Origin of the sequence: Allostreptomyces psammosilenae (genome assembly GCF_013407765.1) — a bacterium.
Taxonomy (GTDB): Bacteria; Actinomycetota; Actinomycetes; order Streptomycetales; family Streptomycetaceae; genus Allostreptomyces; species Allostreptomyces psammosilenae.
This window is the reverse complement of record NZ_JACBZD010000002.1, coordinates 600,969-621,193: the sequence shown is the minus strand read 5'-3', so window position 1 is coordinate 621,193 and position 20,225 is coordinate 600,969. Positions and strand designations below refer to the sequence as shown.

Annotated in this window: 16 protein-coding genes and 1 pseudogene; 6 read left to right on the top strand and 11 right to left on the bottom strand. The window is 75.2% G+C overall.

The features are described 5' to 3' along the window. The first annotated feature begins 94 nt into the window (after nucleotides 1-94). From FHU37_RS24980 to FHU37_RS24960, 5 genes are all read left to right on the top strand, one after another. Nucleotides 95-787 carry a response regulator gene (locus tag FHU37_RS24980; RefSeq protein WP_312892845.1) on the top strand — a complete coding sequence of 231 codons (693 nt, stop codon included), beginning with the start codon at nucleotides 95-97 and terminating at the stop codon, nucleotides 785-787. Further along, nucleotides 784-2,694, top strand: coding sequence for a sensor histidine kinase (locus FHU37_RS24975; protein WP_246451282.1), 1,911 nt, complete (start codon nucleotides 784-786; stop codon nucleotides 2,692-2,694). Before FHU37_RS24980 ends, FHU37_RS24975 begins: the two co-directional genes overlap by 4 nt. Then, nucleotides 2,687-3,685, top strand: coding sequence for a hypothetical protein (locus tag FHU37_RS24970; protein ID WP_179816915.1), 999 nt, complete (start codon nucleotides 2,687-2,689; stop codon nucleotides 3,683-3,685). The genes FHU37_RS24975 and FHU37_RS24970 overlap by 8 nt, the downstream gene beginning before the upstream one ends. 96 nt (nucleotides 3,686-3,781) lie before the next feature. After that, on the top strand, nucleotides 3,782-4,333 hold the full coding sequence (locus tag FHU37_RS29445) for a VanZ family protein (protein ID WP_179816914.1): 552 nt from the start codon (nucleotides 3,782-3,784) through the stop codon (nucleotides 4,331-4,333). 294 nt (nucleotides 4,334-4,627) lie between these two features. Further along, the gene (locus FHU37_RS24960; protein WP_179817363.1) at nucleotides 4,628-4,828 is read left to right on the top strand and encodes a PspC domain-containing protein; all 201 of its coding nucleotides are present in this window, start codon (nucleotides 4,628-4,630) and stop codon (nucleotides 4,826-4,828) included. Between the two features lie 376 nt (nucleotides 4,829-5,204). Here the strand turns inward: FHU37_RS24960 and FHU37_RS24955 are convergent, their stop codons facing one another. From FHU37_RS24955 to FHU37_RS24945, 3 genes are all read right to left on the bottom strand, one after another. Continuing rightward, the gene (locus tag FHU37_RS24955; RefSeq protein WP_179816913.1) at nucleotides 5,205-5,921 is read right to left on the bottom strand and encodes a hypothetical protein; all 717 of its coding nucleotides are present in this window, start codon (nucleotides 5,919-5,921) and stop codon (nucleotides 5,205-5,207) included. Between the two features lie 1,789 nt (nucleotides 5,922-7,710). Next, nucleotides 7,711-8,961: an adenosine deaminase gene (locus tag FHU37_RS24950; RefSeq protein WP_179816912.1), complete on the bottom strand. Its 1,251-nt coding sequence runs from the start codon at nucleotides 8,959-8,961 to the stop codon at nucleotides 7,711-7,713. Nucleotides 8,962-9,069: 108 nt separating this feature from the next. After that, the gene (locus tag FHU37_RS24945; RefSeq protein WP_246451280.1) at nucleotides 9,070-10,017 is read right to left on the bottom strand and encodes a LysR family transcriptional regulator; all 948 of its coding nucleotides are present in this window, start codon (nucleotides 10,015-10,017) and stop codon (nucleotides 9,070-9,072) included. 164 nt (nucleotides 10,018-10,181) lie between these two features. On the opposite strand from FHU37_RS24945, the gene FHU37_RS24940 reads away from it, so the two are divergent. Beyond that, complete coding sequence (locus tag FHU37_RS24940) at nucleotides 10,182-11,459, top strand: MFS transporter (RefSeq protein WP_179816910.1); 1,278 nt, start codon at nucleotides 10,182-10,184, stop codon at nucleotides 11,457-11,459. 48 nt (nucleotides 11,460-11,507) lie between these two features. On the opposite strand, the gene FHU37_RS24935 is transcribed toward FHU37_RS24940, so the two are convergent. The 8 genes and pseudogenes from FHU37_RS24935 to FHU37_RS24900 form a co-directional block, all read right to left on the bottom strand. Then, a complete protein-coding gene (locus FHU37_RS24935) occupies nucleotides 11,508-12,362 on the bottom strand; it encodes a hypothetical protein (protein WP_179816909.1) in 855 nt (284 codons plus the stop codon). A gap of 63 nt (nucleotides 12,363-12,425) precedes the next feature. Next, on the bottom strand, nucleotides 12,426-13,442 hold the full coding sequence (locus tag FHU37_RS24930) for a hypothetical protein (RefSeq protein WP_179816908.1): 1,017 nt from the start codon (nucleotides 13,440-13,442) through the stop codon (nucleotides 12,426-12,428). Continuing rightward, on the bottom strand, nucleotides 13,439-14,797 hold the full coding sequence (locus FHU37_RS24925; RefSeq protein WP_179816907.1) for a coiled-coil domain-containing protein: 1,359 nt from the start codon (nucleotides 14,795-14,797) through the stop codon (nucleotides 13,439-13,441). Before FHU37_RS24925 ends, FHU37_RS24930 begins: the two co-directional genes overlap by 4 nt. Nucleotides 14,798-14,899: 102 nt before the next feature. Next, nucleotides 14,900-15,373 carry a WXG100 family type VII secretion target gene (locus FHU37_RS24920; protein ID WP_179816906.1) on the bottom strand — a complete coding sequence of 158 codons (474 nt, stop codon included), beginning with the start codon at nucleotides 15,371-15,373 and terminating at the stop codon, nucleotides 14,900-14,902. Nucleotides 15,374-15,605: 232 nt separating this feature from the next. Then, on the bottom strand, nucleotides 15,606-16,886 hold the full coding sequence (locus FHU37_RS24915; protein ID WP_179816905.1) for a thymidine phosphorylase: 1,281 nt from the start codon (nucleotides 16,884-16,886) through the stop codon (nucleotides 15,606-15,608). Nucleotides 16,887-17,036: 150 nt separating this feature from the next. Beyond that, nucleotides 17,037-17,420, bottom strand: a complete 384-nt coding sequence (locus FHU37_RS24910) for a cytidine deaminase (RefSeq protein WP_312892894.1) — start codon at nucleotides 17,418-17,420, stop codon at nucleotides 17,037-17,039. A gap of 65 nt (nucleotides 17,421-17,485) precedes the next feature. Next, the gene (locus FHU37_RS24905; protein WP_376774058.1) at nucleotides 17,486-18,772 is read right to left on the bottom strand and encodes an ABC transporter permease; all 1,287 of its coding nucleotides are present in this window, start codon (nucleotides 18,770-18,772) and stop codon (nucleotides 17,486-17,488) included. Nucleotides 18,773-19,097: 325 nt separating this feature from the next. After that, nucleotides 19,098-20,225, bottom strand: a pseudogene (locus FHU37_RS24900) (ABC transporter permease); the annotation flags it as partial.

Here is a 20,225-nt window from a genome sequence, read left to right as displayed (position 1 = left end):
CCGTAGCGTCGTCATGGCGCTGTCTGTCGACTGTCACAGCCTCGTCACAGGGCGAGGCGGGTCCGGCACCCGCGGGTCGTGCCCCGTCAGGTGGGTGGGCCAGAATGTCGGGGTGGCCTTCCTGTTGCTGATCGAGGACGACGATGCGATCCGTACCGGTCTCGAGTTCGCGCTCGGCCGGCAGGGACACCGCGTGGTGTCCGCCGCCACCGGTGAGGACGGGCTGGAGCGACTGCGCGAGCAGCGTCCCGACCTGGTGGTGCTGGACGTGATGCTGCCGGGCATCGACGGCTTCGAGGTGTGCCGGCGGATCCGCCGCAACGACTCGCTGCCGATCATCCTGCTGACGGCGCGCAGCGACGACATCGACGTGGTGGTCGGACTGGAGTCCGGCGCCGACGACTACGTGGTCAAGCCGATCCAGCCGCGGGTGCTGGACGCCCGCATCCGCACGGTGCTGCGCCGCTCGATCCCCGCCTCGGACATGGTGACCCTGGGCAACGTGGTCATCGACCGTTCGGCGATGGTGGTCACCAAGAACGGCCGGGAGCTCCAGCTGACCCCGACCGAGCTGCGGCTGCTGCTGGAACTGAGCAACCGTCGCGGCCAGGCGCTCTCCCGCCAGCAGCTGCTCCAGCTGGTGTGGGAGCACGACTACCTGGGCGACTCCCGGCTGGTGGACGCCTGTGTGCAGCGGCTGCGCGCCAAGGTGGAGGACGTGCCCTCCCGGCCGACGCTGATCCGCACCGTGCGCGGTGTGGGCTACCGGCTGGACCCGCCGGCATGACGACACACACCGGCCCCGCCGTGCGGGGCGACGCGGAGGGGGACGGCCGGCGGTCCGGCGCGCAGGGTTCCGTCCCGCCCTCGACCACCGCGCCGGGCACCGTCACCGCCGGCGCCCGCGCGACCGTCACCACCAGCGCGGCCACCACCGTGCCGCGCCCCGCCGCGGCGGGCGCCGGCTCGGTGAGCACGGCATCCACCGGTGGGGCCTCCACGGGCACGTCCACGGGCGGCGCGGCCTCCACGGGCGGCGGCGCGGACGGTGGCCAGGCCGGGCCCGGAGGGCGCGGGGGCGGGGCGGAGGCGTCCGGCGGCTCCCCCGGCGGGCGCCCGCGCCGACGCGGCCGCTTCGGCCCGCGGGCGCTGTGGCGGGCCGTGCGGGTGTCCAGCCTGCGGGTCCGGCTGATCGCGCTGATCGCCCTGGTGGCGCTGGTCAGCGCCGTCTCGGCGTCCGGCATCGCCTACTGGCTGAACCGCAACGCCGTGCTGAAGCGGGCCCAGGACTCCGTGGTCAACGACTTCCGGGCCAACCTCGGGCGGACCGCCGACTACCTCCCGGAGGAGTCCGTCGACTGCTCCCGGCTGTCCACCATGGCCCAGACCATGACGGAGAACACGGCCGGTTCGTACCAGGTGCTGTTGGTCGACGACCTCGCCGACGGCAGCCAGTGCGTGGGCTCCTCCGCCCCCGACTGGTTCACCTACGAGTCGCTGCCGGAGAGCCTGATCTCCGCCGTCAACGACCCGCGCCCGCGCACCGCGGAGAACGACTGGGAGTACCACCTGTACTGGCAGCGCGTCGAGCGCTCCGGCCGCCCCTACCTGGTGGCCGGCACCCGCACCCTGCCGGACGGCCCCACCGGGTACATGATCACCTCGCTGGAGCCGGAGCGGCGCGACCTGGAGTCGCTCGCCTGGTCCCTGGCGGTCGCCTCGCTGCTGGCGCTGATAGCGGCCGCGCTGCTGGCCCAGGCCGCCGCCGGGATGGTGCTGCGGCCGGTGCGCCGGTTGGCCAACGCCGCCCGCCAGCTCGGCGAGGGCCGGCTGGACACCCGTCTGGCGACGACCGGTCCCGCGGAGCTCGCGGAGCTCTCCCGCACCTTCAACGACGCCGCGGCGGCGGTGGAGGCGCGCATCGAGGAACTGCGCGCCATGGAGGCGCAGAGCCGGCGGTTCGTCGGGGACATGTCGCACGAGCTGCGCACCCCGCTGACCGCGATGGTGGCGGTGACCGAGGTGCTGGACGAGGAGGTGGACAACCTCGACCCGATGGTGGCCCCGGCCGTGAAGCTGGTCGTGACCGAGACCCGGCGGCTGAACGAGCTGGTGGACAACCTGATGGAGGTCACCCGGATCGACGCCGGCACCGCCCGCATCCAGCTCGACGACTTCGACGTCGCCGACCTGATCACCGCCTGCCTGGAGGCCCGGGCGTGGCTGGACTCGGTGGAGCTGGACACGCCGCGCGGCGTCATCGCCCACCTGGACCCGCACCGCTTCGACGTGGTGATGGCCAATCTGATCGGCAACGCGCTCAAGCACGGCGGCCCGCCGGTGCGGGTGCGGCTGCGCACCGAGCCGGATCCGCGTCCGGCCGACCGCCGGGAGGCCACCTTGGTGGTGGAGGTGGAGGACGGCGGCCCGGGCATCCCGCCGGAGGTGCTGCCGCACGTCTTCGACCGGTTCTTCAAGGCGGACTCCTCGCGGAAGCGCTCGGAGGGCAGCGGGCTGGGCCTGTCCATCGCCGCGGAGAACGCGCGCATCCACGGCGGCACGATCACCGCCGGCAACGCCCCCGGGGGCCGCGGCGCGGTCTTCACGCTCCGGATGCCGCTGTCCCGGCAGCCCGACCCGGACCCGGCGGAGGACGAGGACGGCGGCGAGGAGCGGGGGAACGAACATGGCTGACGAGCCGGTCGCGGGTGACAGAGCCCTCGCGGGTGGCGGGGCCGCCGCGGGTGGCGGGGCCGCCGGACGCGCGAGACCCGCCGGCCCCGGCCGGACGGTGCTGCGCACCGCCTGCGGCATCGGCGCCGCGCTGCTGCTGGCCGGCTGCGGCATCCGGTCGACTCCGGTGCCGGTGGACGCCGGGCACCCCGCGACCGGGGACGCCTGCGGCTCCTCGGCCGAGGCCGAGGCGGGAACCCGGGCCACCCCGACCCCCTCGCCCTCGTCCACCGTCGGGGAGGCGGAGGCCGCGGCGGGCGTCGGGGCGCAGGCCCGGGCCGGCACGGAGGCCCAGGCCGAGGCCGACGCGCAGGCCGAGGCCGACGCGCAGGCTCCCGTGGTCGACTCGGTGTTCCTGATCTGCGACGACCGGGTGGACTCGGTGAACCGCGACATCGAGGCCCCGGAGGACCCCTCCGACCTGCGCGGCCGCACCATCGCCCTGGTGAAGGCGCTCGCCTCCGGCACCACCACGCAGGAGACCGCCCTCGGCTACCGGTCCGACGTGCCGGAGGGGCTGACCGTGCTGGACGTCCGCCCGGACGACGCCCCCGGCAGCCTGCGGCTGGACCGCGACCCCAACACGCTGACCGCCGGCGCGCTGGCGCAGCTCGTCTGCACCCTGGAGTACGAGGCGCCGATGGACCCGGTGCTGCTCGGCGGCCCGGGGACGACGCCCGTGCAGCCGTACCGGTGCGCCGAGCGGATCAACGCGGCCTGGAGCGACCCGAGCGCGGAACGGCCCGTCGTCACCCCGACCCCTCCGGGCAAGGCCGAGCCGCGCCCCGAGCCCAGCGTGACGGCGCCGACCGAGCAGCCTGGCGAGCAACCGGGCGAGGCGACCGCGCAGCCGGACGACGCGAGCACCGGCGAGGTGCTGCCCCTGGAGGACATCGCCGAGATCGACGAGCTCGGCGAACTCGAAGAGCTCTGGGACCAGTACAACCAGTGACGACTGGGGGGATCGTCCGGCGCTGAGCCGTCCCCCGTCCGGGGGGATTCGCACGGATCCGGGAACCAACCGCCCGGGGTGCGCGTCCTCGATGCCGTGCAGCCACATGTCCCGGCGGCTTCCGGGGACGTCGCGACCCGCGACGTCCCCACAGCCTCCCCGTACGGCCCCACCGAGCGGCCGGATGGTGCTCCCGTCCCTCCGCCGGGGCCCGGGCGTTCCCACGGCGCGCGCCTGCGCCGCTGGGCCGTGCTGCTCCTGGTGGCCGACCTGGTGGTGCTGTTCGTCGCGCACCTGCGGCCGCTGACCGTGCCCTGGGTGCCGGACGCCAACTTCGAGCCGCTGGCGACCCTGCTGCCGGTGGGTGACTCCTGGCGGACCGTGTTCCGCTGGGGATCGGAATGGCTCTGGTTCGCCCCCCTGGGCGCACTGCAGCCGCTGGTGCGCGGGGTGCGCCCGGGCGCCCGCTGGTCGGCGGGCGCGGTGCGGGTGCTCGGCTGGTCGCTGGTGGCGTCGGTCTGCCTGGAGCTGGCGCAGAGCCAGGTGACCGGGCGGACGTTCAACGTCGACGACATCGTGCTGGCGCTGCTCGCGGCGCTGCTCGGCTACCTGGCCGCCACCCCGCTGCTGCGCCGACTGGCGCGCTGAGGCCGCACCCCGCCGCGGACTGCCCGGCCGCCGGCTCCCCGGCCGCGGACTCCCTGGCCGTCGACTCCCGGCCGCCGCGTCCCTCCACCCCGGGGCGGCGGTCCGCCGAGCCGCCCCCTAGGGGGACACCGGGGTGCGTCGGCGACCGCCCCGCCGGCCCCCGAAATACTCCCCGATCCGGCCCCGACGCCACTTCCCGGGCCCGGTCAACCCGAGGGCCGACGCTCGTGTGCATGGGCGCGCCTAGCGTGGAAGACGTCTTCGGGACACACATGGGGAGTGACGACGATGTCGATGTCCAGCACGTTCAGCAGTTACACCGGGCTCAGCCGGCCCCGCCAGGGCCGGGTCATCGCGGGCGTCTGCGCGGGGCTCGCCGACCGGTTCGGGATCAGCCGCACCACGATGCGGGTGATCTTCGTGGCCTCGTGCCTGCTGCCCGGGCCGCAGGTCCTGCTCTACCTGGCGCTGTGGCTGCTGATGCCGCAGCGGTGACGGAGGCGGCGCCCGGCCCGTCCGGCGCCGGGCCCCGGTACGGGGCGGGGAGCGGAAGAGCTGAAGAGCGAAACACGAGGCCGCGGGGCGCCGGGCCACCCTCGATGGGTGCCCGGCGCCCCGCGGCGCGTGTTGGGACGTGGACGCGTCGGGGCGCCGACCCGCGTCGAGGCCTGGCGCGGGCGTCGAATCCCGACGCGGCGTCGCGGGCCTGGCGCGTGGGGGCGCTGACGCGTGGCGCGTGCGGTCCCGGTGTGCTCGGGCGTCCTCCGGCAGCACCAGGAGCCCTGGCGGGCATGGCCCGCCGCACGCCACCCGACGGACGGTGCCGCGCCGCGAGGCACGCGGCGGCCGTCGTCGGGCCCGGCAGGTCAGGTCAGAGCCCCAGGCCGCCCGTCAGGCCGGACAGGCCGGACAGCCCGCCGAGGCCGGGGACGGCGCTGCTCTGGCCGCCCTGCTCGGCCTGGCCGCTCGCCGACGCCCCACCGAGCATGCCGCCCAGCAGGTCGGCACCCGGCAGGCCCGGCAGGACCCGCTCCTGGGCGCCGGCCGAGGTCACCGCGCCGGCCGCACCGGTCAGGTCGCCGGCGCCGGGAACGGCGCCGGTCACCGCGCCGGTGGCCGGGCCGACCGCGTTGGCGCCAGGCACCGCGGACAGGTTCGGCACCACGGAGGAGGCGGAACCGCTCGGCGCGGACGGGGCCGCCGGGGCGTCGCCCGGCACGGAACGCTGCTGGTTCTCGGCGATCGCGGCGCTGGTCATGTCCGCGATCTGCTGAGCCTGCTCCGGGGCGCTGGCCGGGGAGTTCGGGTCGTAGTGCCGCATCGGGGTGGCGGCGTCCAGGGTGGCCGGCAGCAGGGCGGTGGTCTCGCCGAGGGTGGTGGAGGTCGTGTTGGTGGCAGCCTCGGTGCCCGGCAGCACGCGGCTCAGGTTGAGCTGCTCCACCGGCATGCCGTTCACGTCGCCGCTGTTGCCCTCGGCGACCTGCGGCAGCTGGAGGCCCGGCGCGGCGTGGGCCGCTCCCGCCGCCGTGGCGGCGATCGCCGCGCCGAGCGCCACGACACCGGCGGCCTTGATCTTCGTGCTCTTCATGGGGGTGTCCTCGCGTTCCATCGGGTGTTCCGGACGCGACGCACCGATCAGGTCACGGCGCGCCACTGGAATGCCGCGAAACGTAGCGAGGCCGAGCAGCGGCCCGCAAAGCTCCCCCGAGGGCCGGCGTGGCCGCCCGCGAGGCGCGCGCGGGACGCGCTCCCCCCGCCCGCGCGCCGGGCCGGCATGGGCTGCGGGCGCCCACCGCGACCGGTCGTTCCCCCCGGGAGCAGCGACTTTGACGCCTCGGCGGGGCAGGCGCCGGGAAGGTGGCCGGGACGGACGGGACCCCGATCGAGGGGGCGGCCCGGCCGTCCGTGGCGGGCGGCCCGGGCCCTGGGATTCACTCGAAGGCGCGACACCGGTCAACCCCGGTCCACCACCCGTCCGTGCCGGAGCGTCACCCGCGCGCCGAGGAAGCGGACCCCGAGGAGGCGAGGGAGCGGAACCCGGGGAACCGAGGAACGGGCGGCACCGGAGCATCTGCGAGAGGAGGGCGGGCAGCGCGCCGAAGAGATCACCCGGGCGGGCCGGAGAGGTGACCCGGGCGGGCCGGAGAGGTGACCCAGGCGGGCCTGACAGGGAGCCCGGGGACACCGAAGAGGAGGCCCGGGGCACACACCGAAGAGGAAGCCCGGGGCACGCCGAAAAGACGGCCCCTGGCGAGCTGAAGAGACGGCCCCTGGCAGGCTGAAGAGATGGCCCGGGCACACCGAAGACCGGGTTGACCTCTGGGTGGGGACCCCCTTACTTCCAGGATCCCAGACAGCGTCAGAGACACGGAAGTCCCCTTCTCCAGCCTGTGGATAACTTCCGCGGTCGGATATGCCAACCGGTCAGAGCCTTGTCACTTGGGCGGGCCTGGATCGCGCAGCACGACTGCGCCAGGCTCAGGCAGAGCTGCACCACTGGCCAGGAAAGCTGCACCGCTGGCCAGGAAAGCTGCACCGCTGGGCCGGGAAAGGCCGAATGGGTCAGGGAAAGTGCTGTTGGGCCAGGGAAAGGGCGAAGGCCGAGGCCGGGCACGCTGAGGAGCGGGTTGACCTCTGGGTGGGGCCCCCTTACTTCCAGGATCCCAGACAGCGTCAGAGACACGGAAGCCCTCTCTTGCAGCCTGTGGATAACTTCCAAGCCGCCCCGCCCGCCCCCGCCGCTGGCCGGGGCGGGCGGGGCGGGGTGGGGGCAGGAGCGGGGCGGGGTGGGAGCAGGAGCGGGGCGGGCGTGGCCGGGGCCGGGCGGCGAGAACTGCGGCCGAGGGCCGAGGGCCGGGCGGCGACAGCCGGGGGGCGAGAACTGGGGCCAGGGCCGAGGGCCAGGACCCAAGGGCCGGGGCCGAGAGCTGGGAGCAGAGGCTCGGGGGCGGGAGCCCGGCGCCCAGCGAGCCGGGGCGGCGGGGCGCCCGGGCCCGGCTGCCAGGGCCAGGGCCCGGCGGCTCCAGGGCCAGGGCCCGAGTGCCCGGGGCCTCGGCGAGAGCCGAGGCCCAAGCCCCGAAGCCGCCTGAGCTGCGAGCCAGTCGGCCAGGCCCGGGGGCCGGGCCAGTCAGCCAGGCGCGAGGGCCGGCCCCGGGCCCAGGGGTCGGGGCGGCGGGTCGGGCCCGGGGCCACGGCCAGGGCCCGAGAGCCGAGGCCCGAGGTCCAAGCCCCGGGGCCACCGGGGCGCTGGTCAGTCAGCCAGGCCCGAGGGCCGGCCCCGGGCCCAGGGGTCGGGGCGGCGGGTCGGGCCCGGGGCCACGGCCAGGGCCCGAGAGCCGAGGCCCGAGGCCCAGGCCCCGGGGCCGCCGGGGCGTGGGTCAGTCGGCCAGGGCGGCGAAGCCCGGGCGGATGACCTCCTCGATCAGCTCGCGGCGCTCGTCGAGCGGCAGGAAGGCGCTCTCCGCGGCGTCCACCGTCATCCGCTCGATGTCGGCCAGCGACCAGCCGAAGGCCGCCACCATGTGGATGAACTCCTCGCTCAGCGAGGTGCCGCTCATCAGCCGGTTGTCGGTGTTGACCGTCACCCGGAACCCCAGCGAGGCCAGCAGCCCCAGCGGGTGCTCCGCGTAGCTGGAGCAGACGCCCGTCTGCAGGTTGGAGGTGGGGCACAGCTCCAGGCAGGTGCGGCTGTCGCGCACCCAGGAGGCCACCCGGCCGAGCCGGTAGCCCTCCGCCCCGCCCTCGCCGATCGGCGTGATGTCCTCGACGATGGCGGCGCCGTGGCCGATCCGCTCGGCGTGGCAGCGGTGCAGGGCCTCGCGGATGGACGGCAGCCCGTACGCCTCGCCGGCGTGGATGGTGATGTGGTCGCCGTTGAAGCGCAGGAAGTCGAACGCCTCCTGGTGGAGCGCCGGCGGGAAGCCGTTCTCCGGTCCGGCGATGTCGAAGCCCACCACGCCGCGCTCCCGGTAGGCGTCGGCCAGTTCGGCGATCTCCCGGGAGCGCTTGGCCTGGCGCATGGCGCTGGCCAGCACGCCGACCCGGATGCGCCGGCCGGCCTCGGCGGCGCGGCGCTCGCCGAGCCGGCAGCCCTCGTTGACCGCCTCGATGACCTCGGTGAGGCTGAGGCCGCGCTCCAGGTGCTGCTCGGGGGCGTAGCGCAGCTCGCCGTAGACGACCCCGTCGGCGGCCAGGTCCTCCACCGCCTCGGCGGCGACCCGGATCAGGCCCTCGCGGGTCTGCATCACCGCGCAGGTGTGGGCGAAGCCCTCCAGGTAGCGCTCCAGCGAGCCGGAGTCGGCGGCGTCGCGGAACCAGCGGCCGAGTTCCTCGGGGTCGGTGGTGGGCAGGCGGTCGGCGTAGCCGATCTCGGCGGCGAGTTCGGCGACGGTGCCGGGGCGCAGGCCGCCGTCCAGGTGGTCGTGGAGGGAGACCTTGGGGGCACGGCGGACCTGCTCGGGCGCGGCGGGGGCGCCGGCGGCACGGGCGGCCGGGCGCACGATCTGGCCGCCGACCGGCGGCGCGGCGTTGGCGATGGTGTCGGTGGCGCCGGGGGTGCCGGTCGCGTTGGCGGAGGCAGCGGGCGCGGCGCTGTCCGCGGAGGCGTTCGGGGAGGCGTTCGTCTGCATGCGGACACGGTATCGGCCCGGGCCGCCCGCTTCGACTACGCGCGTAGAGACACAGCGGGAGCCGAGGGGGAGTGGGTCCGCGTCAGGCGACGGCGGCGGGCCGGGCGCTCACGGGGTGTCCGGCCGCCACTCGCCCTCCTCCCCGCGCAGCAGCTTGGCCCGGCGGGCCAGCACGAACTGCCGGAAGGCCACCACCGGTGGCGGCGCCTCGTGTCCGGTGAGCCAGGCCAGCCCGATCTGCCGCACCGCGCGCGGCGCGGTGACGTCCAGTTCGACCACGTCCGGGCGGCGGGCCACCGAGGACGGCAGCAGCGCGACGCCCAGCCCGGCCGCCACCAGTCCGCGCAGCGTGGCGACCTCCTCGCCCTCGAAGGCGACGCGCGGGGTGAAGCCGGCCCGCGCGCACAGCTCGTCGGTGATCCGCCGCAGGCCGTAGCCGGACTCCAGGGTCACGAAGTCGTCGCCGGCGGCCTCGGCGAGCCGGATCCGGCGCCGGCCGGCCAGCCGGTGGCCCGGCGGCACCACCAGGTGCAGGCGCTGTTCGCCGAGCTTCCGGGCGGTGATGTCGGGGGCGTCCGGCACTGGTGAGGTCAGGCACAGGTCGAGCTGGCCGGCGCGCAGCCGGGCCTGCACGGCCATGTCGTGGTCCTGCACGAGCTGGAACCGGATCCCCGGGTGCTTCGCCCGGAACTCGCTGAGCAGCCCGGGGACGGCCTCCGTGCCCAGGGTGTGCAGGAAGCCGAAGGCGACCCGGCCGGCGGTCGGGTCGGCGCCGGAGCGCACCCGTTCCACGCCGGTGGCCAGCTCGCCGAGGACCCGCTCGGCCACCTCGAAGAGCTCCCGCCCGGCCCGGGTGAGCCGGACGGAGCGGCCGGAGCGGGCCAGCAGGTCCACGCCCAGCTCCTGCTCCAACCGGGCCACGGCGCGGGAGAGCGTCGGCTGCGGCACGCCGGTCTCGGCCGCGGCGCGGGTCACGTGCTGGTGGCGGGCGACGGCGACGAACTGCGCCAGGCGCGGCGCCAGCGACAGCAGCAGCTCCTCCGAACCCGGCGGCATGCCCTGTGACGCGGATGACACCGGTTTGTCAAGACCCGGCATTGATCCCCCCTGACCTCGCTACATACCTCTCGGCATCGATCCTGCCATTTCCATGCATTGGACGCATCAAGCGCGGCGCTCCTACGTTCGATGGCACGAACGCATTCCGCGGATAGAGGACGATGACCACCGCCACGCTCGCTCCCTCCCCCACCACTCCCCCGCACCCCCGGCCGGCCACCGCGCCGACCACGTCCGCCCAGGCCCCGTGCCGCGATCCGCGCCACCGCGCGGGCAGCCCGGCCTTCCGCCGCGTCAACTTCGCCCTGCTGGCCGCCGGGATCGCCACCTTCGCCCTGCTGTACTCCACGCAGGCGCTGCTGCCGGCGATCTCCGACGGACTCGGGCTGAGCCCGGCGCGCGCCAGCCTCACCGTCTCCTTCGCCACCGGCGCCCTCGCCCTGGCGGTCATCCCGGTCAGCGCGCTCTCCGAGCGGTACGGGCGCACCACGGTCATGACGGTGTCGGTGTTCGCCGCCGCCGTGCTGGGGCTGCTCGTCGCCGTCGCCCCGAACGCGGAGACGCTGCTCGCCCTGCGCGCCCTCCAGGGCGTCGCCCTGGCCGGCCTGCCCGCCACCGCCATGGCCTACCTCGCCGAGGAGGTGCACCCCGGCTCGCTGGCCGGCGCCATGGGGCTGTACGTGGCCGGCAACAGCATCGGCGGAATGTCCTCCCGCCTGCTCACCGGGGCGGTGTCGGACGCCTGGGGCTGGCGCTGGGCGCTGGCCGCCGTCGGCGCCGTCGCGCTGCTCGCCGCCGTCGCCTTCCGGCTGCTGCTCCCCCGGGCCCGCAACTTCCGTCCCAGCCCGGTCAGTCCCCGGGCGCTGCTGCGCACCCTCGGCGGGCACCTCGGCGACCCGGCGATGCGCCGGCTCTACGCGGCCGGCCTGCTGCTGATGGCGGTGTTCGGCGCGGTCTACAACCTGGTCGGCTACCGCCTGGCCGCCGCGCCGTTCTCGCTCCCGGAGACGGCGGTGGGGCTGGTGTTCCTGGTGTACCTCGCCGGCACCGTCACCTCGGCCCGGACCGGCGCGCTGACCGCCCGCTTCGGCCGCGCCGGTGTGCTGCACGGCGGTGTCGCGCTGGCCGCGGTGGGCATCCTGGCCACGCTGTCCGACCTGCTGCCGGTGGTCCTGCTGGGCCTGGTGCTGGTCACGGCGGGCTTCTTCGCCGGCCACTCCACGGCCTCAGCCGCCGTCAGCGGCCGTGCGGCGACGGGCCGTGCCCAGGCGACCGCGCTCTACCTCGGCGCCTACTACCTGGGCAGCAGCCTGGGCGGCCCGGTCGCCGGCGTCCCGTTCCAGACGTTCGGCTGGCCGGCCGTCGTGGTCTTCGCGCTGCTGGCCCTGGCCGCCACCGCCGCGCTGGTCCCCCGGGCCGCCCTGCGCCCGGGCCGGTGAACCGCCCGGGCCCGCACCCGCACCTCGGCCCGCCCGGCCGCCGGATCGTCAGCCCAGGCCGCGCATGCGGTTGAGCAGGCGGCTGGTGGCGGGGCTCTCGGCGGGCGCCGCCGGGGCGGGGGGCGCGGCGGGGGTGACGCCGTCCTCGATGTCGTCGATGTAGTCGCGGCCGGTGAAGGAGATGGTCTCGGCTATCTCCGCCAGCTTGGTGACGAACTCGCCGTACTCGGGCAGGGTCGGTGTGCTCATGGAGAGCACCAGCACCTTGTCGCCGCTCGGGAACGGCACCCGGACCTCGGCGACCCCCAGCCAGAACCGGCCGTCGCCCGGGCCGTCCTCCGGGACGTCCTCCGGGTCGCGCTCGGGGGCCGGCGCCACCAGTTCCTCCGGGACCTCGACGTCCTGGCGCAGCTCGTAGCCGAGCAGTTCCATCGAGACGACGGCCGGCCCGCACGGCAGGTCCACGATCTGCACGGTCCGCACCGGGCGCTCCGTCTCCAGGGCGTCGGCGATCAGCGAGACGGCGACGGACGGGGCGGGGTTGCGCATCCGCGCGACGGCCGCGCGGAGGGTCATCAGCGCCACCTCGTCGGCCTCGGTGCGCAGCAGGGCGAAGCCCGAGTAGAGGGTGCCGACGGCGCTCTCCTGCTCGGCGGCGGTCGCCATGTGGGCGAGGGTCAGGGCGCGCTGGTAGACGTCGCCGCCGGGCAGCAGCTGGTCGGCGAGCCGGACGAGTGCCTCGGCCCGCTCGTCCTCGGTGCCCTCCAGCGGCAGGGAGAAGAACCCCTCGGGGACCCGGAAGGTGACGTCGGGCGCGTCGGATCTGTGCGCCTCCTCCGCGGGGGTTGCCGTCTCGGGGGCTGCCGTCTCGGGGGCTGCGGTCTCCACGGTCTCGGTTGCCATGGCTGGGGCTCCTGCGGTTCGGGGAGGGTGGTGAACGGACGGGCGGCGCGCCGCACGGGCGTGTCAGGCGCGCCGCAGCCGGATGCGGTGGGTCGGCTCGACGGCGTACGGCACGTCCGGGTCCGGCCGCCAGCCCCGCTCCTCGGCGATGCGCAGGGCCTGGAGGGCCCCGATGCCGCGGTAGGTGCCGAAATCCAGCTGGGTGCGGATCGACGCCGAGCCCCGGGCCGTCTCCGCCCGACTGAGCGCTCCGGTGACGCGGTCGCGCCACCACTGGGGGTCGTCCATGGAGTTGCGGACGACGCGCCAGGGGGCGACGAACCAGGAGGGCGTGCGGCCGGCGGTGTCCAGGGCGTTCAGCAGCCGCCTGGGCTGACCACCGGTGGTGCCGGCGACGCCCTCGACGAGGCCGTACAGCGCGCCGCAGACCAGCCGCAGCACCAGCAGCACCGGGACGTAGAGCAGGCTGGGCAGGAGCAGCAGCGGGCGCAGCCCGGGGCTGGGCAGCGGGTGCGGTCCCCACGGGGTGCCGGGGGCGGCGTGGTCGGGGGCCCCGGGGTGGGCGCGGCCGGCGGTGGGTTCCGGCGCCAGCTCGCGGCGGAGCGGCAGGACGTCCCTGGGGGCGGGGGCGGTGCCGTCGGTGCCGGTGGTCCACCCGTGCTCGGCGGCCAGCCGGGCGACCGCCACGGGCGGCAGTCCGGCGTGGTGGTGGCGGGGCACGTGGAACACCGCGACACGCTGCCCGCGCTCGCGGGTCCGCTCCTCGGCCCGGCGCAGCCGCGGCGGCAGCCATTCCCGCAGGTGCCGGTTCCAGACCTCGGGGTCCCGGCTGAGCAGGCGGCGCAGCTGCGCCGGGCCGATCGGGCGGGCGGCCAGCATGCCGGCGCCGCTGAGGTCGCCGCCCGGCGCCGCGAAGACGCCCGCCAGTACGGCGACCACCAGGTAGAGCAGGTTCCACACCCAGGCCAGCGGCAGCAGCACCACCTGCCCGACGAAGTAGAGGCAGAGCAGCACGCGCCGACCGTTCGACGGCGGGCGGCCGTGTGCGTTGGCGGTGCCCGGCTGCTGCCCCTGACTCATACGACCGGGACCTCCTCGGTGAAGGCGCGGTCGCTCTTGCCGAACAGGCCCTGGCCGAGGCGGGCCATGTTGGAGCCGCGGTACCACCAGGACATCGGGTCGACGATGGTGGAGCCGTTCTCCAGGGTGACGCGGGCCGCGCCGGACGCCCCGAACAGGGCCTGCACGCCGCGGGCGGTGGGCTGGGCGACCAGCGTCTGGCCGATGCCGTTGGGGATGATCGTGCTGGTGACCATGTTGTCGAAGGCCAGGCCGAACCGGCTGGAACCGGCTCCGGGGGTGACCACGTAGCTGGAGACCGTGGGGTTGCCCCGGGTGAAGATGTTCATGCCGCGTTGCAGCAGGCTGGTGCCGCCCTGGCTGACGTTGTGGCCCTGACGCAGCAGGTTGCCGGCCTGGCCGGCCTCGATGCCGGTGGCCGTGGCGCGGCTGCCGATCCGGACGGAGCCGGTGATGAGCGGGGTGGCGAACTTGGCGAAGGGGACGGCGCCCAGGGCGTCGAGGCCGATCTGACCCCAGCCGATGTTGGCGCCGCCGAGCTTGGCCAGGGACTTGGTGCCGACGGCGGTGAGGGCGAGGCCGGCGCTGGCGAGGGCGAGGGCGCCGGAGAGCGGCGGGAACCACAGGGTGGCCAGGGAGGCGATGCCGAGGATGGTGGAGCCGAGGGACGCCCAGTCGCCAATGGCCTGGAGCAGGCCGGCGTTCTCGGTGGCCCAGTCCTTGATGGCCTCGCCCATGTTGCCGAAGAAGTCGCCGACGCCCTCCCAGAAGCCGGCGTCGGGTGCCCGGTCGGCGTACTCGCGCAGGACGTCGGCGACGCGTCCGGCCTCCTCCTGGTGGTCCTCGAAGAGCTGCCGGGCGCGGTCGATGACGTCCTGGAGCTCGGCCTGCCTGCGCGCCAGGGTGGCGTTGGCGGCGTCGATCTGGTCCTGGGCCTGCTGCAGCTGCTCGGCGGTCTCGAAGTACTGGCCGACGAGGGCGAAGGCCGGGTCCTCCTGCGCGGTCTGGTACTGCCGGGTGGCCTCGGCCGCCTCCTCCTCGTAGCGGCGGGCGGTGTCCTGGAACTGGGCGAGCCTGTCCTTCCAGTTGGACAGCTGCACGGACGCCTCGCCGAGCGCCTCCTGGCTCTGGTCGAGGTAGCGGGGCAGCTCACCGACCTTCTGGGCGAAGGCGTCGCGGGCCTCGCCCTGCCAGTCCTCCGAGGAGCTGCCGGCGATGTCGGTGAGGATGGTGTGGGCCTCCCCCAGCGTGCTGGCGGCCCTGCCCAGGCTCTCGGAGAGCTGGGTGATGGATTCGATGCTGCCGGGCGCCGGGTTGTAGCCGAGCGCCGGGAAGTTCGGGTCGGTCTCGCTCATGGTGTGGGTAGCTCCCCCTGTGCTGATCCCTGTCGCGGGTGGTGCGGGTGGTGCGGATGGTGCCTGTGGCGCGGTTGGCGGCCGTCGTGCGGGCGCGGGGGACTACGCCGGCGCCGGCTGGGTCGTCACCGGAGGGGTCGGGACGGTGCCCGGCTCGGCGGGGTACGGCTGCGTGGACACCGGCGGTCCCTGCGGCGACGGGGCGGGCGCGGGGGAGGATCCGTCCGGCGGGGTGGGGGCCGTCGGGGCCGGCGTGGGCGAGGGGGAGGGGGAGGGGGCGGAGCCGTCCGGCGGCTGGAACACCTGGCGGATGGCTTCCTCGGTCTGCTGGTAGCCGTTCCGGGTCTGTTCGAGCTTGCCGGCGATCTCGCTGGTGCCCTCGCGGATCTTGTCGATCGCGTAGTGCCACTCGTCGCTGAAGTCGTCGCAGGCCCCGTCCAACCGTCGGGATCCGGTCGACTTCGGGCCGACGTCCTCCATGGCCCGCAGGGCGTCGGACATGCGGTCCGCCCCGTCCCGGAGCTGCGTCAACATGCGGTCGAGTCGCTCGACGTGGACCAGGAAATGCCCAGTCATCCCCGTGTTCCTCCCCGTATTTCTGCCCCGTGGGCGGGTGCGCGGCATGGCGTGGCGCGCGTGGGCCGATGTCGGGACGCTACACCGGGGCGCGACCGTGTGGGAACGCCGGGTCTGAAAAAGGGACGATTCGACTGCGCCGCGCCGGCCGGTTCCGCCTCCCGCGTGGTTGACGGGCGGCGGCCCGGACGCCCGCCCGGCCGGGGCTGGCCGGCCGGCGGCGGACGGCGGGTCAGGCGATGCGCTCCAGCACGACCGGCCGGGCCGCGTGTGGCGTTCCGGGCGGGGAGATGGTGAGGGCGTCGGCGTCCAGGGCGCCCAGCGCGTACTGGAACACCTCGGGCGTGTCGGTGTGCAGGGTCAGCAGGGGCTGTCCGGCGCGGACCGACTCCCCCGGCTTGGCGTGCAGTTCGACGCCGGCGCCGGCCTGCACGGCGTCCTCCTTGCGGGCGCGTCCGGCGCCGAGCCGCCAGGCGGCCAGGCCGACGGCGTAGGCGTCCAGCCGGGTGAGCACGCCGTCGCGCGGGGCGGTGACGGTGTGGGTCTCCCGGGCGGTGGGCAGCGGCGCGTCCGGGTCGCCGCCCTGGGCGGTGATCATCCGCCGCCAGACGTCCATGGCCCGCCCGTCGCGCAGCGCGTCGGCCGGGTCGACGCCGTCGATGCCGGCGCCGGCCAGCATCTCCCGGGCCAGCGCGACGGTCAGGTCGACGACGTCGGACGGGCCGCCGCCGGCGAGCACCTCCACCGACTCGCGGACCTCCAGGGCGTTGCCGGCGGTCCGGCCGAGCGGCGTGGACATGTCGGTGAGCAGGGCCACCGTCCGCACGCCGGCGTCGCCGCCGAGGGCGACCATGGTGCGGGCGAGCTCCCGGGCGTCGTCCAGGGTCTTCATGAAGGCCCCGGTGCCGACCTTGACGTCGAGCACCAGCGAGCCGGTGCCCTCGGCGATCTTCTTGCTCATGATCGAGCTGGCGATCAGCGGGATGGACTCCACCGTGCCGGTGACGTCGCGCAGGGCGTAGAGCTTGCGGTCGGCCGGGGCCAGGCCCTCACCGGCCGCGCAGATGACGGCGCCGACCTCCTCCAGGACGCGCAGCACCTCCTCGCCACTGAGTCGGGCGCGCCAGCCCGGGATGGACTCCAGCTTGTCCAGGGTGCCGCCGGTGTGGCCGAGGCCGCGGCCGGACAGCTGCGGCACGGCGGCGCCGCAGGCGGCGACCAGCGGGGCCAGCGGCAGGGTGATCTTGTCGCCGACGCCGCCGGTGGAGTGCTTGTCCACGGTCGGCCGGCTCAGGGCGCTGAAGTCCAGGCGCTCCCCGGAGCCGATCATGGCGGCGGTCCACCGGGAGATCTCCCGTTCCGTCATCCCGTTCAGCAGGATCGCCATGGCCAGGGCGGACATCTGCTCGTCGGCCACCGCGCCGCGGGTGTAGGCGTCGACCACCCAGTCGATCTGCTCGTCGCTCAGCTCGCCGTGGTCCCGCTTGGTGCGGATGACCGAGATGACGTCCACTGGGAGCCTCCTTGCTCACGGGGGGTCGTGATCATGTAACGGACCGAGAGCCCGGATCTGTTCCGGGCGGCCGACGCGGGCCACCACCGGCGGGACGACGACGGGGGGTGCGGGGACCGTCGGTGGTCCCCGCACCCCCCGTCGCTCCGCTCAGCGGGACAGGTCCTCCACGCCGAAGGCGTCGGGCAGCACCGCGCTCATCGGACGCACCCCGGAGGCGGTGTCCACCAGCAGCTCCGGGCCGCCGTGCTCCCACAGCAGCTGTCGGCACCGGCCGCAGGGCATCAGCACCCGGCCCGCGCCGTCCACGCAGGCGAAGGCCACCAGCCGGCCGCCGCCACTGGCCACCAGCTCGGAGACCAGCCCGCACTCCGCGCACAGCGCGACGCCGTAGGCGGCGTTCTCCACGTTGCAGCCGCCGACCACCCGGCCGTCGTCGACCAGCGCCGCCGCGCCCACCGGGTACTTCGAGTAGGGGGCGTAGGCGCGGCTCATCATGGTCCGGGCGTGCTCGCGCAGCCGCTCCCAGTCCACGGTGTCCGCGCCGACCGGCGTGGCCGCCGTCCCCTCGCCACCAGGCCGCTCGGCCGGCTCCGCGCTCACTTGCCCTGCCCCTTCCGGTACGACGCGCCCGCGGCCTTGGGCGGACGCAGCCGCTGCGAGGCCAGTGCCAGCACCAGCAGCGTGGTCAGGTGCGGGGCGAAGGAGACGAACTGGCTCGGCACCTCGTCACCGGCCAGCCACCAGTAGAAGGCCGCCACCGCGACCACGGCGCTGACCGCGGCGCTGATCCAGCGCCGGCGCCAGGCGCTCCACGCCGCCAGGCCGACCAGCAGGATGGCGACCAGCAGCACCAGCGCCAGCACCGAACTGCCGGAGCGCAGCGAGAGGCTGTCCACGTAGCCGAACAGGCCCGCGCCGGCGGCCAGGCCGCCGGGACGCCAGTTGCCGAAGATCATCGCGGCCAGGCCGATGAAGCCGCGCCCGCCGGTCTGCCCCTCACGGTAGATGTTGGAGGCGACCTCGACCAGGAAGACACCGCCGAGTCCGGCGAGTCCACCGGAGATGATCACCGCGGCGTACTTGTAGCGGTAGACGTTGACGCCCAGGGACTCCGCGGCGATCGGGTTCTCACCGCAGGAGCGCAGCCGCAGGCCGAACGACGTCCGCCACAGCACCAGGTAGGACCCGACCACCAGGAGGATGGCCAGCAGGGTGAAGGTGGACAGGCCGGTGACGAAGCCGGCGAGCACGCCGGCGAGGTCGGAGACGAAGAACCAGCCCCGGTCGGCGAGCGAGGCCAGGCCGTCGGAGAGCCCGGGGACGGTGATCGTCGCCGGCGCGTCGACCGTCGGGGACTGGGTGGCGCTGCCGCCCTCCGCCTCGTCGAAGATCAGCGTGGACAGGTAGCGGGTCACGCCGGCCGCGAGGATGTTGATCGCCACACCGGAGACGATGTGGTCGACGCCGAAGCCGACCGTGATCACGGCGTGCAGCAGGCCGCCGAGGGCGCCGCCGAGCACGCCGACCAGCAGGCCCACCCAAGGGCCCCACTGGTAGCCGGCCCAGGCGCCGAACCAGGTGCCGAGGATCATCATGCCTTCGAGGCCGATGTTGACGACCCCGGCGCGTTCGGACCACAGGCCGCCGAGGGCGGCCATGCCGATCGGCACGGCGAGGGCGAGCGTTCCGGCGACCTGACCGGGGGAGGTGAGGTCGTCGACGCCGGTGATCACCCGCACCAGGGAGACCAGGAGCAGGCCGCCGGCGGCGATGAGCAGCGCCCGGCCGAGGGTGAGCCGGCGGGCGGTGCGGGCCAGCCGGGTGGCGCCGGCGGGGCCCCCGCCGCCCGGGGTCCGCGGCGCGGTCTTGACGGCGGTCGTCACAGCGTCCACCCCTCGTTTCGGCCGTGGTGGTCGGGGATCATCGGGTGCCCTCCCCGTCGCTGGAGTCGTCCTCGGTCGGGGCGGCGGAGTCGTCGCCGCTCGGCTTCTCGGTCTTCGCCGGCTTCTGGGCCGTGGCCGGCTCGGCGGCCTCGTCGGCCTCGGCGGGCTTCTCGGTCCCGTCCGCCTTCGCGGGCTCCTCGGCCTCGGCGGGCTTGGCGGGCTCCTCGGCCTTGATCGGCTCGTCCGCCTTCGCGGGTTCCTCGGCCTTGCCGGGGTTGTCTGCCTTGCCGGGGTCGTCGGCCCCGGCCGGCGCGCTGCCGGCCGCGCGGGCGTCCGCCCGCAGCTGGGCGCCGACGATGCGCTGCTGCCGGGCCAGGCCGTAGCGGCGCACCAGCTCGTAGGCGATCACCACGGCGACCACGATGGTGCCCTGCATGATCGTGGTGATCTCGTTGGGGTAGCCCTCGGAGTCCAGCACCGAGCCGCTGCGGTCCAGGAAGGCCCACAGCAGCGCGCCGAAGGCGATGCCCAGCGGGTGGTTGCGGCCGAGCAGCGCGATGGCGATGCCGGTGAAGCCGATCCCGGTGGGGAAGTCCAGGCCGTACTGGTGGGAGCCGTTGAGCAGCTGCGGCATGCCGATCAGGCCGGCGATGCCGCCGGAGACCAGCATGCTGGTCATCACCATGCGCTTGACGTTCACGCCGCTGGCGACGGCCGCGCTCTCCGAGTGCCCGGCGGCGCGCAGGTCGAAGCCGAAGCGGGTCCGGTTCAGGACCAGGTGGTAGGCGACGCCGGCCAGGGCGGCCACCACGATGAAGCCCCACACGTCGCCGCCGGGCGTCGGGAACCACGGGAACCAGGCGGAGCCGGGCAGCGGCTGGGTGGTGATGTTGTTGCTGCCCTCCGGGCGCACGCCGAGCAGCTCCGGGGTGAGCAGGTAGGCGATCAGGCCGGTGGCGATGGTGTTGAGCATGATCGAGGAGATGACCTCGCTCACGCCGCGGGTCACCTTCAGCAGGCCGGCGATGCCCGCCCAGGCCGCGCCGACCAGCACCGCGACCACGATGATCACGATCAGGTGCAGGGCCATCGGCAGGGCCAGCGCCCCACCGACCGAGGCGGCCAGCATGGCGGCCAGCCGGTACTGCCCGTCCACGCCGATGTTGAACAGGTTCATCCGGAAGCCGAGGGCCACCGCCAGGGCCGCCAGGTAGTAGGTGGTGCCCCGGTTGAGGATGTAGACGATGCTGTCCGGCTCGAAGCCGTAGCTCACCATCAGCGGGTAGGCCGAGAAGGCCGGCTCCCCGGAGACGAGCAGCACCACCGAGGTCAGCAGCACGGCGAAGACGATCGCCAGCACCGGGGCGGCCAGGGCCAGGCCGAGCCGGCCGAGGTCCAGCCGCGGCCGGGGGCGCGCCGCGGCGGCGGCCGGGCGGTTGTCGAGGTTGGTCAT

Bases quoted from the DNA above. Each gene is read 5' to 3' on its own strand.
- FHU37_RS24975 (WP_246451282.1), top strand. From the start codon at position 784: ATGACGACACACACCGGCCCCGCCGTGCGGGGCGACGCGGAGGGGGAC.
- FHU37_RS24970 (WP_179816915.1), top strand. From the start codon at position 2,687: ATGGCTGACGAGCCGGTCGCGGGTGACAGAGCCCTCGCGGGTGGCGGG.
- FHU37_RS24960 (WP_179817363.1), top strand. From the start codon at position 4,628: ATGTCCAGCACGTTCAGCAGTTACACCGGGCTCAGCCGGCCCCGCCAG.
- FHU37_RS24955 (WP_179816913.1), bottom strand. From the start codon at position 5,921: ATGAAGAGCACGAAGATCAAGGCCGCCGGTGTCGTGGCGCTCGGCGCG.
- FHU37_RS24950 (WP_179816912.1), bottom strand. From the start codon at position 8,961: ATGCAGACGAACGCCTCCCCGAACGCCTCCGCGGACAGCGCCGCGCCC.
- FHU37_RS24945 (WP_246451280.1), bottom strand. From the start codon at position 10,017: ATGCCGCCGGGTTCGGAGGAGCTGCTGCTGTCGCTGGCGCCGCGCCTG.
- FHU37_RS24940 (WP_179816910.1), top strand. From the start codon at position 10,182: ATGACCACCGCCACGCTCGCTCCCTCCCCCACCACTCCCCCGCACCCC.
- FHU37_RS24935 (WP_179816909.1), bottom strand. From the start codon at position 12,362: ATGGCAACCGAGACCGTGGAGACCGCAGCCCCCGAGACGGCAGCCCCC.
- FHU37_RS24930 (WP_179816908.1), bottom strand. From the start codon at position 13,442: ATGAGTCAGGGGCAGCAGCCGGGCACCGCCAACGCACACGGCCGCCCG.
- FHU37_RS24925 (WP_179816907.1), bottom strand. From the start codon at position 14,797: ATGAGCGAGACCGACCCGAACTTCCCGGCGCTCGGCTACAACCCGGCG.
- FHU37_RS24920 (WP_179816906.1), bottom strand. From the start codon at position 15,373: ATGACTGGGCATTTCCTGGTCCACGTCGAGCGACTCGACCGCATGTTG.